The organism is Pseudonocardia sp. D17, assembly GCF_036984265.1.
Classification (GTDB): Bacteria; Actinomycetota; Actinomycetes; order Mycobacteriales; family Pseudonocardiaceae; genus Pseudonocardia; species Pseudonocardia benzenivorans.
Window position 1 is genome coordinate 220,650 of the sequence record NZ_BPRG01000241.1, and the last position, 11,900, is coordinate 232,549.

Genomic DNA, 11,900 nt, shown 5'->3' on the forward strand with positions numbered 1-11,900 from the left:
GGCGCGGGGACCGCGAGGCGGCGGGTCAGATCGGGAGGGGATCGGGCCCGCCGCCGACCACCGCGTGGATCATGCGTTTCGCGATCGCGACGGCGTGGTCGGCGTAGCGCTCCAGGAACCGGGCCAGCAGGGTCAGGTCCACGGCGGCCTCGACGCCGTGCTGCCATCCCGGGTCCATCAGGACCGTGAACACCTCGGCGTGCAGCCGGTCCATCTCGTCGTCGTCGCCGTCCAGCTCCGCGGCGAGCAGGACGTTGCCCGTGCGCAGCACCTCGGCGGCCTTGAGCGCCATGTCCGTCGCCGTCCTCCCCAGGCGCCGGAGCAGGGGCCGGAACTCCTCCGGCACGGCCTGCGCGGGGTGCCTGCGGCGTGCCGCCTCGGCGACGTGCCGTGCTAGGTCGCCCATCCGCTCGATGTCGTCGGCGATGTGGATGACGGCGACCGCGCGGCGCAGGTCCGTCGTCACCGGCTGGTGCAGCGCCAGCACGGCCACGGCTCGCTGCTCGATCTCGTCGCGGCGGGCGTCGATCGTCGCGTCGCCCGCGATGACCTGTTCGGCCAGTCGCAGCCTGCGGTCGACCAGCGACGTCGTCGCGTCCGCCATCGCCTGTGCGACGTCGTGGGCGGTCTCCGCGAGCCGGTCGGTCAGGTCGGTCAGCTGCAGACGCAGCGCATCACGCACCGGGCCAGGCTAGGAACCGAAGAACGCCGCACACCGTGCACCGGATGAACACCGAATGAACGACCGGAATCGCCGCGGCGTCGGCGGCGGGGCCGGTCAGTCGTCGAGCCGGAAGCCGACCTTGAGCCCCACCTGGTAATGGTCGACACCGCCCTCGGCGAGGTGACCGCGGATCTCGGTCACCTCGAACCAGTCGAGGTTGCGCAGCGTCTCGGCAGCGCGCGACACCCCGTTCCTGATGGCTTCGTCGACACTCGTCGTGGAGCTGCCGACGATCTCGGTCACCCGGTACACGTTGCTCGACATGCCCCGGTGTCCCCAGCAGGCCAGTGGATCAAACAGTGAGCGGACCCGGCATCTGTCCGGTCACGACGTAGACGATGCGGCGGGCGACCGCGACCGCGTGGTCGGCGTAGCGCTCGTAGAACCGCGCGAGCAGCGTGACGTCGACGGCCGCGGCGACACCGTGGTTCCAGTGCCGGTCCATCAGCACCGTGAACATGTGCCGGTGCAGGTCGTCCATCGCGTCGTCGTCGGTCTCGAGCTCGGCCGCGGCGTCGAGGTCACGCGAGCGGATCACGGCGGCGGCCTTCGTCGCCAACTGCACGCCGACGCGGCCCATCTCGGCGAAGTAGGGCGCGACCTCGTCGGGCAGCACGGGCTGCGGGTGCCGGCGGCGCGCGGCCTGCGCGATGTGCAGTGCCAGGTCGCCCATCCGCTCGATGTCGCCGGCACCGTGGATCGCCGAGACGACGATCCGCAGGTCGGTGGCGACGGGAGCCTGCAGGGCAAGCAGGGCGAACGCCTGCTCCTCGGCCTCGGCCCGGATGGTGTCGACGTTGACGTCCTCGGTGATGACCTCCTCGGCGAGCCGGAGGTCGGCGTCGAGCAGGGCGCGCGTGGCCTTGTCGAGCGCCGCGGCCACCTCGCCGCACATGCCCGCCAGCCGGCTCGCGAGGCCGTCGAGCTGCTCCTGGTACTGGTCGCGCATGGTACGGAGCGTACGGCGAACGGCAGTCGGTGGCCGCGCCTGGAAGTGAATCCAGAGTGAACGGTCGCGGTCCTGAGGCCGACGTCACGCCGTCGCGCTGCTCACGTGCAGTTGCTCGGCGGCGCCGGGCCGGGCGGTGGCGCGTCGGGTGACTGCTGCCCGACCGCCCGGATCGTCCCGTCGAACGAGTCGCCCAGCACGAGCTGCAGCACCCCGCTCGCGCTCGCGTCGGGGACCGAACGCGCCGACGGCACCGCCGCCGCCACGACCTGCGCCTCGGCCGCGCGGTCCGGGGAGAACCGGATGACGGTGGCCGTGCCGGGGGTCGGGGAGTTGCCGACGGTGCCGATCCCGAACATGACCGCGCGCAGCTTCGACGCGACGTCCTGGGCCAGGCCCGGGCGCTCCGACGCGTTCAGCACATCGACCGTCACCGCCGACGGCGCGGGGACCGCGGACGTGCTCGGCGGGGCGAGCGCCGCGGGCGGGATCGCAGCGCCGGTGCGCAGCGCCTTGAACAGCGCGGTGGCGTCGCGGTCGCGCAGCACGGAGTTGCCGCGGGTGTTGATCTCGCCGGTCGTCGGGACGGTGACGAACTGCCCGGGATCGGACGCGTCGCCGCGCAGCGCCCGCGCCGTCGCGAGGATCTGGTCGACGTCCATCCCGTCGGCGGTCGTCGAGCGGGCCAGCACCGCGCCGAACGAGTGCGACGACCACGGGTTCAGCAGCCGCGACGTCGAGAGCGCCCGGTCGAGGGCCGCGGCCAGCACCCGCTGCTGGCGGTCGACGAGCCCTTCGTCCGATGGCGGGTCGCCCTGCACGTGCCGGGCTCGGACGAGCCCGTCGACGGTCGGTCCGTCGACCGTCGACGGACCGGTCGATTGCGCCACCGTCCCCAACACGCTGTCGACGACGGGCCGGTCGAGGCAGACGGTCACCCCGCCCAGCGCCGTCGCCATCGCGCCGAGCCCCGGCAGGTCGACGGCCACGAACCCGGTGATCGACAGGCCCGACAGCTGCTGCACCGTCCGCACCGCGCAGGCCGGACCACCGACCCGGAAGGCGGTGTCGATCTTCGTGCGTGCCTCGGCGGGCACCGTCTGATCGAGGTAGCTCGCGGTGCCCGGGTCCCACCGCTGGCAGGGCGGCCGGTTGATCTCCAGGTCGCGCGGGAACGACACGCTGGTCAGCGGGCCGCCACCGGCGGGGACGTGCGCCACGACGATCGAGTCCGACCCGGGATCGGGACCGCCGGTCGTGTCGACCCCGAGCACGAGGACGTTCTGCGCCCCGTTCTGGGCGGCCGCGTCGAGGATCGCGCCCGACTGCGGGTCCAGCGCCGCGACCTGCCGGACGGCTCCCTCCAGCGTCAGCTTCGACGTCCAGCCGACGGTCAGCGCGAGGAAGACGACGAGCACCGCGGCGATCGTCACCCAGCGCACGACGCGCTGCCGGCGGCTCAGCCCCGCGGCGAAGGGGCCGCCCGAGGGTACGGGTCCGGGAGGACGCGGCCGCCGAGGCCTGCGGGGCCGGGTGGCTCCGGGCCCGACGGGCTCCGGGGGGTCGCCGTCGGGGTCCTCGTGCGCCGCGGTCAGGCGGGTCAGGCCCTCGTCGATGCGCCGGCGGCAGACGTGGTCGTCGTCCGGGGAGGCGAGGTCGACGGGGTCGTCGACGGGGTCGCCCGACGCGTGCGCGACGACGGGGCTCTCCGGCCGTCCGGCGTCAGCGGCCGGCTCGTCCTCCGAGTGCCGCCGCGGCGTCCCGGCGTCCCGCGGCGATGGTTCGACCTCACGCGGCGTCCCGACGCGGCCGAGCTGCTCGGTGGCGGGGCCGCCGCGCGGCACCGCGCGGATGGGCGCGGCGGATGGCCGCGCCGGGGTGGCCCCCACGCGCGGTTCGAGGCGGTCGGCGCCGCCCGGTCCGGCCGCGGGGTCGTCGCCGCCTGCGGTGTTCTGCGGCGGGCCGTCGTCAGGGACGGGCGGGCGCGGCGCGGCCGGGCGTGGCGGGGCGGGTGGCACCGGCCCGGCGTCGGGCATGGGCCCCCCTTGCGGTGGACGCGGCCCGGACCGGGCGGACTGTGCGTCCGGGTCGTCGCGCTCGGGGGTGCTGCGTGGCAGCACGCTGGTCGGGGGCCCGGCGTCGGGCCCGGGCGCCGGGGCGGGCGCGGGGACCCGCGGGACGAGGCCGGTGGGCGCCTCGTCCTCGGGCTCGAGGACGAGGCGGGGGAGGATCCCGGTCGGCAGTGCGGGCGGCTCGACCGGCCGGCCGTCGCCGGAGCCGGGTTCGACGGGCGGGTGGTCGTCGGGAACGCCGTGGCGCGGCCCCGGCTCCGCCTCCCGGTCGTGGGCCCTGCGACGTCCGGCGTAGTACTCCTCGGGCGGTTCGGCGGAGTGGCGGCCGTCCGGGCGGCCACGGCGTCGCCGGGCCGACGAGTCCCGCGGACGGTCGGACCCGTTCGCCACGGCACCTCCTCGGCCACACACGCGAGAGGGCGGACCCGGCCTTCCCGGCCGAACGTCCGCCCCCGCGTGCGCAGGAGTCTACGGAGCGGGCCGACGTCGACCGCCTACCGGGTGGTGATCACATCGTGATCGTGCGGCCGGTCAGCCGGTCGTGCGCACCGGCTGCGGGATGGAACGACGACGCCCCGCCCCGCCCGCGAGCCGCACCCGGCCGGTGCGCCCGTCGCGGTAGGCGACGGCGTTCCGACCGGACTGCTTGGCCGTGTACAGGTGGGCGTCGGCCGCGCCGATCAGCCGCTCGACGTCCGTCGGACGGCCGTCGGAGTGCGCGACCCCGATGCTGACCGTCACCGTCAGGTCGGGGTGCAGCTCGTGCCACGGGTGGCGCGCGATCCGCTCGCGCGCGGCCTCGCACAGCCGCACCGCCTCGGCGAGGTCGCGGCCGGGCAGGACGAGCGCGAACTCCTCGCCGCCGTACCGCGCGCAGAAGGCGCCCTCGGGCAGCGCGGCGTCGAGCTCGACGACCATCCGCTGCAGCACCCGGTCGCCCAGCAGGTGGCCGTAGGTGTCGTTGACCTGCTTGAAGTGGTCGATGTCGGCGAGTGCGACGCAGATGCCGTCGGTGCGGACGGTGTCGTCGCCGAGGTCCGCGAGGTCGCTGAGCAGGGCGGCGAGCCGTTCGTCGAGGTAACGCCGGTTGTAGCTCGCCGTCAGGCTGTCGCGCCGGCTCTGCTCGCGGGCCTCCGCGTGCTCGCGGCGGAGCCGGTCGAGCTCGTCGGGGCCCGTCGTGGCACTGCCCGCGACGTGGTGCAGCCGGACCGCGGCACGCAGGTGGGTGTAGGCCTGCTCCCATAGTCCCTGCGCGGCGAGGGCCTCGGCCTCTGCGGTGTGCCGGGCGGCGTGCACGGCCGCGGCTGCGGGCGCGAGCGATCCGATGGCCGCGTCGTTCCACACGTCCGGACCGCCGCGCAACATGGCTGCCGCGGTCGTCACGTCTCCCATCGGATCACCCCCTGTCAACGATTGTCTCGTCGTTACGGGTGTGACTCTTGAGGTTCCTGATGCATTGCCCCCCGATCGCGCCCGAGTCCACACGACCGGGCGAGACGGCCTCACGGCCGGTCGTCCGACGCGGTCACCCGCCGGAGTGCTCCAACTCGGCGCCGAAGGGCACCGACGGGTCGTCCGGGTCGTCGAGCCAGCGTTCCGGGAGCACGACGCGGCCCGGAGAGCCCTGCCGCCCGCGGGGCCCATCGGCGTCGGCCGGGAACTCCTCGTCGGGATCGAGCAGGGCGATCAGCTCGTCGAGCTGGTCGATGCTCGAGACCATCCCGAGGCGCCTGCGGACCTCCGGCCCGACCGGGAATCCCTTGAGGTACCAGGCGATGTGCTTGCGGACGTCGCGGATGCCCTTGTGGTCGCCCATGTGCTCGCAGAGCAGCACCGCGTGCCTGCGCAGGGTGGCGGCGACCTGTCCGAGGCGCGGCGGCGTCGGCAGCGGCCGGCCGGCGAACGCGGCCTCGAGGTCGGCGAAGAGCCACGGTCTGCCCAGGACCCCGCGCCCGACGACGACGCCGTCACAGCCCGTGCGCGCCACCATCGCCAGCGCGTCGGCGGCGGAGAAGACGTCGCCGTTGCCGAGCACGGGCAGCTCGGCGGGCATGGCGTCGCGCAGCCGGGCGATCGTCGACCAGTCGGCGGTGCCCGAGTAGCGATGCGCGGCCGTCCGCGCGTGCAGGGTGATCGCCGCGACGCCGCAGTCGGCCGCGATCCGTGCGACGTCGAGGAACGTGTGGTGCTCGTCGTCGATCCCGACCCGCATCTTGATCGTCACGGGAATGCCGCCCGCGTTGTCGACGGCCGCGCGCACGATCCGCTCGAACAGCCTGCGCTTGTACGGCAGTGCGGCGCCGCCGCCCCGGCGCGTCACCTTGGGGACGGGGCAGCCGAAGTTGAAGTCCAGATGGTCGGCCAGGTCCTCCTCGGCGACGATGCGCACCGCCGCGCCGATCGTCGCCGGGTCCACGCCGTAGAGCTGCATCGACCGCGGGTGCTCGTCCGCGTCGAAGGCGATCATCCGGCGCGTCAACGGGTTGCGCTCGACCAGCCCGCGCGAGGTGATCATCTCGCACACGTAGTAGCCGGCACCCTGCTCACGGCACAGCCGCCGGAAGCCGGGGTTGGTGATCCCGGCCATCGGCGCCAGCACGACCGGGGTGTCGACCGAGTACGGGCCGATGCGCAACGGCGGCAGCACCGGCGCGGGGGCCGGTGCCCGGGTGTCCGGGCGGACGAGGTCCTGCACACTCACCCGCCCATTGTCCCTCCGCTCAGAAGTTCACGTTGACGCAGGCCAACCGGTCGCCCGCCGTGCCTGCCTTCCCCGGCTCGGTCGAGGTGTGGTTGGCGTGGATGACCACCGAGGCCGGGTGCGCCGCATCGGTGAAGTCCCACGCGACCGTCGACGTCGCCGAGGCCGCGCCCGAGCCGCCGGTCGAGATGTCGAGCCAGACCTCGTTCTGCGGGTTGGCGTACGCCGGGTCGACGCTGGGGGACACCGGGTCCTTCCGGTTCTGGAAGTGCGGTCCGGAGTCGGCGGGTGCCGCGCCGCAGGGCTTGCCGTGCGCGTGCGCGCCGTAGTGATGGTCGGGCAGCAGCCCGTTCACCGTCAGCGTGACCGTCGAGGACCCGCCCCCCGACCGCGACGCCACCGTCGCCGTCGCGCCGACCGGGACGAGATCGGGCTTGTAGGTGATCGCCGCGGTGTCGGACGCGGAGAACTGCGCGGTGACGTCGGTCGTACGGACCTGGGCGCCGGCCGCGGTGGCGGGCGCCGTCGAGGGGTGCTCGGAGTTGGAGCAGCCCACGAGCACGAGGGCGGCGACCAGGATCGCCGCGGAAGTCCGCAATGCACGCATCTGTGCAGGATTGCGTATGACGGAGCGTGACGGCCAGCAGGTCGGAGTGCGTCCACATGTGAGGGACGCGTCGCCGCGCACCTTTTGCGTGTTCGAAGGTACAGACCGGCGCGCCGCGTGCCCGGCATCATGGGGCAGATGGTGTCGGTGAGGGTGGGCCTCCTCGTGATCTACAGCGAACGCGTCGACGAGTGCCGCGACTTCTACGCGTCGCTCGGCGTGGAGCTGGTGCGCGAGCAGCACGGCCCTGGACCCGTGCACTACGCCGCCGAGCTGGAGGGCGGCCTCGTGCTGGAGATCCATCCCGGCGAACCGCACCGGAGCACCGGCCGGCTTCGGCTCGGGTTGACCGTGCCGTACCAGCCGCACCTGCCCGAGGGCGAGCACAGGTTGACCGATCCCGACGGCCGGGTCGTCGTCGTCACGGCGAGGGCGCCGGGCAGGTAGTTCGGCTGCCGGGCGGCGACGCGGGCACCGGTAAACGTGTCGTACCGAATCATCCTGCACGGATGAGGCGGATGGCCGAGCGGTCGAGGACGCTCGCCGGGGATCGAGATCGAGCGCGGACCACACCTCGGCCCGTCGGGTCGTGGTCGATGCCGGGTGCGCGATGTCGGGCACGGCTGCCCCGGACGGCGGGCGCATCGCTCACGCGGCCGGATCCGCTGGTACGAACCGGGGGCGACGGAGGCACCGACAGCCTGGCGCACACCCGAATGGCTGCGTTGACGTGGGTCGATGCCGGGAGAGAGGCTGGCGGGCCCGGATGAGGAGGGTGAGGGCCATCGAGCCGGACGGCACAGTGCAGCGAGTGCGGGATGCGCGGGACCGAACGATCGAGCTCCGTCGGCAGCTGGGCCGGATCGCGCGCAGGCTCAGCGCCGCGTACGAGGAGGCAGCCCGGCAGAACGAGCTCCTGGCGACCAACCGGCGGCCTCCGGTGCGGTTCGACCACCATGTCGCGGCCAAGAGGTGGCGGCTGCTCGCCGAGACGGCGGCCGTCACGGGCGAGGTGCCGGATGAGCCCGTGCCGAACTGCAGGGGGTCGGCCAGGTGTCCGCGCTGCTCCGAACCGATCTCGTCCGAGGTCATGCTGGAACTGGCTGCCGGTGTCGCGACCACGGCACGGTGTCCGCGGTGCGGTGGCGATGCGTGCCTGGGACTGCTGCCCGCCTCCGCCGCCGGACAGATGTCGATCGCCGATCTGGTGGCGGGCGCCGTCGCCGACGAGGACCTGCGCATCGCCACCGACCTCGGCAACGGCGTCGTCCAGAAGCTCTTCGCGGTCGGGCTGCGACTCGGGAGTGTGGTCGACGGGACGACGGGGGTCGCCCGGCAGCGGCTCGAAGAGGCGATCCGTGAGGTGGACGCCAGTATCGCGCTGGTCCGCGCGGCCGCGTTCGGGCTCGACGCCTCCGGTGAGCGGAGGCCGTAGTACCGACAACGCCGATGCGGGCCGGACCGCCTCCCCGGCGCTCGTCGAGCCTCCCGACCACGGGCACGTTCCGCGCGGTGGGGGACGCCGACGTCGGCCGAGCCCACGCACCCGCTCCGCCGAGTCCTGGGCCACGTCGTCGATCGTGCCTCCGAGTGTCGGGACCGGGCGCCCGCCGGGAATGTGATCACGGGGCAGAGACCGACCACGACGAAAACCTGATCACTCCGCCCGGGCGAATTTCTGCCGGCGGTTTCTGTTTCTCGATGAACGCAGCCGTCGTATTGTGTGGGGCTACCGCGTGAATGTGCGCCGGGTTGCGAAGGATTGTCCGGATCGGGACTTCTGGAGAGAGTGTGACTGAAGACCTCGGTAATAGCGGACTCCACGAAGCGGTCGATCGGACGAAGCTTCATAAAAGGGATTTCTGGGCGGTGGAGAACCGCAACTACGCGGCGCCGCACTACCGCTTGGAGAAGTCCGCCCGGCTCATCAACAAGATCGCTGCGGGCAGGCGGCGGACGCTCCTGGACGTCGGCTGCGGCCCGGCCACGCTCGCGCGCCTGCTCGACCCCGGTATCGAGTACTTCGGGATCGACATCGCGATCCAGGAGCCCGCGGACAATCTCATCGAGGCGGACTTCCTGGACGGGCCCATCGACTTCCGTGGGCGGCGGTTCGACCTCGTCGTCGCGCAAGGGGTCTTCGAGTACGTCGGTGCACATCAGGACCAGAAGCTGGCCGAGATCGCCGGTACGGTGGCGGACGACGGCGTGTTCCTCGCCTCGTACGTCAATTTCGGTCACCGGGACAAGCGAATATACTGGCCGTACAGCAACGTGCGACCCACGGATGCGTTCCTGGCCAGCCTGCGACAGTTCTTCACCGTCGAGGCATATCTGCCGACGTCGTACCACTGGGTCGGCCGAGAGCCGCGCCACCCGTTCCTGAAGGCCGTCGAGATGCCGCTGGCCGTCAAGATTCCGAAACTGCATCAGCGTCTGGCCGTGGAGTACTTCTTCCGCTGCTCGCCGAAGCACTGAAGCCGAATCCCCGGGAGTCGGCGCGTTTCCGCGTCCGGATCACCACCGACGTGTTCCGCCGCACCGGCCTCCGTGGCCGGCGACGTCGCAACAGCCACGGGGCGGGGCCGGGGTGGCTACGCCACCGGCGGGGTTCCCTCGGCGTTCGCCACGACCGCATCGACCTGGATCAGGGCACCGGCCGGCAGGGCGGAGACGCCCACGGTCCGACGAGCGGGCACGCCACCCGGGAAGAACGTGGCGTAGACCTCGTCGACGGCGGCTGTGTCGGCGATGTCGGTCAGGAACAGGTTGACCTTGACGACGTCGTCCATCGCATGGTCGATGCTCTCCACAATGGCCTTGATGTTGGCAAGGCACTGTCGCGTCTGCTCCGCGACGCCCCCGGCGACCAGCTCGCCGGTCGTCGGATCGATCGGCAGCTGGGCGGACAGGTGGTTGTAGTGCGAGAAGGCCACGGTCTGCGTCGACAACGGGCTGCGGGGCGCCGCGTCCGTGTCGTTCGCGCGGATGACGATCCCGTGCCGGTCCTCCACGGCCTGCGGCGGCGTGCCGTCGCCGTGCGAGACGACCGCCTCGATCTGCACGAGAGCGCCGTGGGGCAGGGCCGACGCTTCGACCACGGTGCGGGCCGGCAGGTAGCCCGCAGCCCGGGCGATGGCCGAATCCGGGAAGAAGGTCGTGTAGACCTCGTCCACCGTGTCGATGTCCGAGAGGTTCGTGAGGAAGATCGTGACCCGGACGATGTCGTCGACGGGAACGTCGATCCCCTGCAGAACGGCCTTGATGTTGGCCAGGCACTGCCTGGTCTGCTCGGCGACGCCGCCGGCCACGAGTTCGCCCGTCGCCGGATCGACGGGCAGCTGCGCCGCGAGGTTGTTGTAGTGCGAGAACGCCACCGTCTGCGAGGACGCCGGGCTCTGCGGCGCCCCGTCCGTGTCGTTGACGACCTTGACGAGGTCTCCGGCCTGCGGGGCGTTCGGGATCGTGCCCTCGCCGTTGGACACGAGCGCATCCATCTGCACCGCGGCGCCGAGCGGTAGCGCGGCGACGGCGACGGTCGTGCGGGTGGGGACGTAGTCGGTGAAGGCGGTCGCGATCACCGCATCGACGGCATCGACATCGCCGATGTCGGTGACGAACACGGAGAGCCGGACCACGTCGTCCATGACGTGGTCGATCCCTTCGACAACGGCCCCGATGTTCGCGAGGACCTGCTTGGCCTGCTCCGTCGCGCCGCCCGGCACGAGCTCGCCGGTCGCCGGGTCGATCGGGAGCTGCGCCGAGAGGTTGTTGTAGTGCGAGAAGGCGACGGTCTGGGAGTACGGACCGATCGGCTTCGGCGCCTGCTCCGGGTTCCGCGCCAGGACTGCGTTGTAGCCACTCATGTCGGGCACCACTTTCTGGTCGATGACCACGGGATGGTGCCGGGCCGACCCGGCGCGGATCAGCCGCGCCGGGGGGATCGGCCGGGGGAACCCGTCGGTGGATCGCCGTGCCGCCGGTCCGATGGAGGACGCGTGAGAGTCCCGGGCGCCGCCACAGCGCCGAGCGAGGAGGGCGTCATACGGGCGCCCGCCCGGCGCCTGGCGCGCCCGTGCCGGACCCTGAGGGCATGGACGGACCCGACGCCGACGACGAGCGTCCGCCTCACGTCGACCCTGTCGCGCGGCTCGCCGCCGGGCGTGCCGACACCGAGGCGCGGATCGCGGGGCTCACCCGGCAGGTTGCTGCGCTGGCCGACGAGCAGGCCCTCACCACCCACGACGACGAGCACGACCCCGAGGGCGTGACGATCGGGTTCGAGCGGGCCCAGCTGCAGGGCTTGCTCGCCGGGGCGCTCCGCGACCTGGAGGCGGTCGAGCGGGCGGAGCGCAGGCTCGCCGACGGCACGTACGGACGCTGCGCGCGCTGCGGCGGCCCGATCCCACCAGAACGGCTCGACGCGCTGCCCGCGGCCGAGACGTGCGTCGCCTGCGCATCAGCCCGGCGACGGCGGTGAGCCTCCTGGAGATGCCCCGGCTGCGCTCCTGCAACTGGGGTGAACGTGCAGGTCGACCTCGTGGGCCCCCGGGGGATCGAACCCCGACCCCGCGGATCGGAAGATCGCGGCGTCGTCGCCGGATTCGTCGTGATCCCACGTCGGCCCAGGGGAGGCGGCTCAGCGCGGGCAACAGCGCCATCACGTAGCGGCGCCTCATGGTTAGAGTCCATTTCCGTGAGACGGAGTCAGGCCACTCGACGGGCTGACACCGTCACGGTCACGGGCATCGACCTTCATCTCGACCTTCATGGGCCACGACTCAGAGAGTGTTGTAGAACCTCGGTGGTCAGTCTTTGAGGTCTTCTGCTAGTCGGCGGGCGGCTTC

At 72.7% G+C, this 11,900-nt stretch carries 12 protein-coding genes; 4 read left to right on the forward strand and 8 right to left on the reverse strand.

Annotated elements, in window-relative coordinates:
• Nucleotides 1-25: 25 nt before the first annotated feature.
• The 7 genes from phoU (PSD17_RS34555) to PSD17_RS34585 form a co-directional block, all read right to left on the reverse strand.
• Nucleotides 26-682, reverse strand: a complete 657-nt coding sequence (gene phoU, locus PSD17_RS34555; protein ID WP_013672674.1) for a phosphate signaling complex protein PhoU — start codon at nt 680-682, stop codon at nt 26-28.
• Between the two features lie 96 nt (nt 683-778).
• Nucleotides 779-988 carry a dodecin gene (locus PSD17_RS34560; protein ID WP_013672675.1) on the reverse strand — a complete coding sequence of 70 codons (210 nt, stop codon included), beginning with the start codon at nt 986-988 and terminating at the stop codon, nt 779-781.
• Nucleotides 989-1,016: 28 nt separating this feature from the next.
• Nucleotides 1,017-1,673 carry a phosphate signaling complex protein PhoU gene (gene phoU, locus PSD17_RS34565; protein WP_013672676.1) on the reverse strand — a complete coding sequence of 219 codons (657 nt, stop codon included), beginning with the start codon at nt 1,671-1,673 and terminating at the stop codon, nt 1,017-1,019.
• A gap of 101 nt (nt 1,674-1,774) precedes the next feature.
• Complete coding sequence (locus PSD17_RS34570; RefSeq protein ID WP_339126293.1) at nt 1,775-4,135, reverse strand: LCP family glycopolymer transferase; 2,361 nt, start codon at nt 4,133-4,135, stop codon at nt 1,775-1,777.
• Between the two features lie 141 nt (nt 4,136-4,276).
• A complete protein-coding gene (locus PSD17_RS34575; protein WP_339126294.1) occupies nt 4,277-5,137 on the reverse strand; it encodes a GGDEF domain-containing protein in 861 nt (286 codons plus the stop codon).
• A 133-nt stretch (nt 5,138-5,270) separates the two neighbouring features.
• Nucleotides 5,271-6,446 (reverse strand): tRNA dihydrouridine synthase DusB, encoded by a 1,176-nt coding sequence (gene dusB, locus PSD17_RS34580; protein ID WP_445261051.1) that lies wholly within the window; start codon nt 6,444-6,446, stop codon nt 5,271-5,273.
• A gap of 19 nt (nt 6,447-6,465) precedes the next feature.
• Nucleotides 6,466-7,053, reverse strand: coding sequence for a superoxide dismutase family protein (locus PSD17_RS34585; RefSeq protein WP_339126295.1), 588 nt, complete (start codon nt 7,051-7,053; stop codon nt 6,466-6,468).
• A 138-nt stretch (nt 7,054-7,191) separates the two neighbouring features.
• Between PSD17_RS34585 and PSD17_RS34590 the strand changes: the two genes are divergently transcribed.
• From PSD17_RS34590 to PSD17_RS34600, 3 genes are all read left to right on the forward strand, one after another.
• On the forward strand, nt 7,192-7,500 hold the full coding sequence (locus tag PSD17_RS34590) for a VOC family protein (protein ID WP_199796494.1): 309 nt from the start codon (nt 7,192-7,194) through the stop codon (nt 7,498-7,500).
• Between the two features lie 364 nt (nt 7,501-7,864).
• Nucleotides 7,865-8,488, forward strand: a complete 624-nt coding sequence (locus tag PSD17_RS34595; RefSeq protein ID WP_103382477.1) for a hypothetical protein — start codon at nt 7,865-7,867, stop codon at nt 8,486-8,488.
• Nucleotides 8,489-8,844: 356 nt separating this feature from the next.
• Complete coding sequence (locus tag PSD17_RS34600) at nt 8,845-9,531, forward strand: class I SAM-dependent DNA methyltransferase (protein ID WP_233899279.1); 687 nt, start codon at nt 8,845-8,847, stop codon at nt 9,529-9,531.
• 116 nt (nt 9,532-9,647) lie between these two features.
• Here the strand turns inward: PSD17_RS34600 and PSD17_RS34605 are convergent, their stop codons facing one another.
• A complete protein-coding gene (locus PSD17_RS34605) occupies nt 9,648-10,919 on the reverse strand; it encodes a RidA family protein (RefSeq protein ID WP_339126296.1) in 1,272 nt (423 codons plus the stop codon).
• A gap of 227 nt (nt 10,920-11,146) precedes the next feature.
• On the opposite strand from PSD17_RS34605, the gene PSD17_RS34610 reads away from it, so the two are divergent.
• On the forward strand, nt 11,147-11,533 hold the full coding sequence (locus PSD17_RS34610) for a TraR/DksA family transcriptional regulator (RefSeq protein WP_013672684.1): 387 nt from the start codon (nt 11,147-11,149) through the stop codon (nt 11,531-11,533).
• Nucleotides 11,534-11,900 lie beyond the last annotated feature (367 nt).

Excerpts from the sequence above, each read along its gene's own strand:
- PSD17_RS34560 (WP_013672675.1), bottom strand. The coding sequence starts at position 988 with ATGTCGAGCAACGTGTACCGGGTGACCGAGATCGTCGGCAGCTCCACG.
- phoU (WP_013672676.1), bottom strand. The coding sequence starts at position 1,673 with ATGCGCGACCAGTACCAGGAGCAGCTCGACGGCCTCGCGAGCCGGCTG.
- PSD17_RS34575 (WP_339126294.1), bottom strand. The coding sequence starts at position 5,137 with ATGGGAGACGTGACGACCGCGGCAGCCATGTTGCGCGGCGGTCCGGAC.
- PSD17_RS34585 (WP_339126295.1), bottom strand. The coding sequence starts at position 7,053 with ATGCGTGCATTGCGGACTTCCGCGGCGATCCTGGTCGCCGCCCTCGTG.
- PSD17_RS34590 (WP_199796494.1), top strand. The coding sequence starts at position 7,192 with ATGGTGTCGGTGAGGGTGGGCCTCCTCGTGATCTACAGCGAACGCGTC.
- PSD17_RS34605 (WP_339126296.1), bottom strand. The coding sequence starts at position 10,919 with ATGAGTGGCTACAACGCAGTCCTGGCGCGGAACCCGGAGCAGGCGCCG.
- PSD17_RS34610 (WP_013672684.1), top strand. The coding sequence starts at position 11,147 with ATGGACGGACCCGACGCCGACGACGAGCGTCCGCCTCACGTCGACCCT.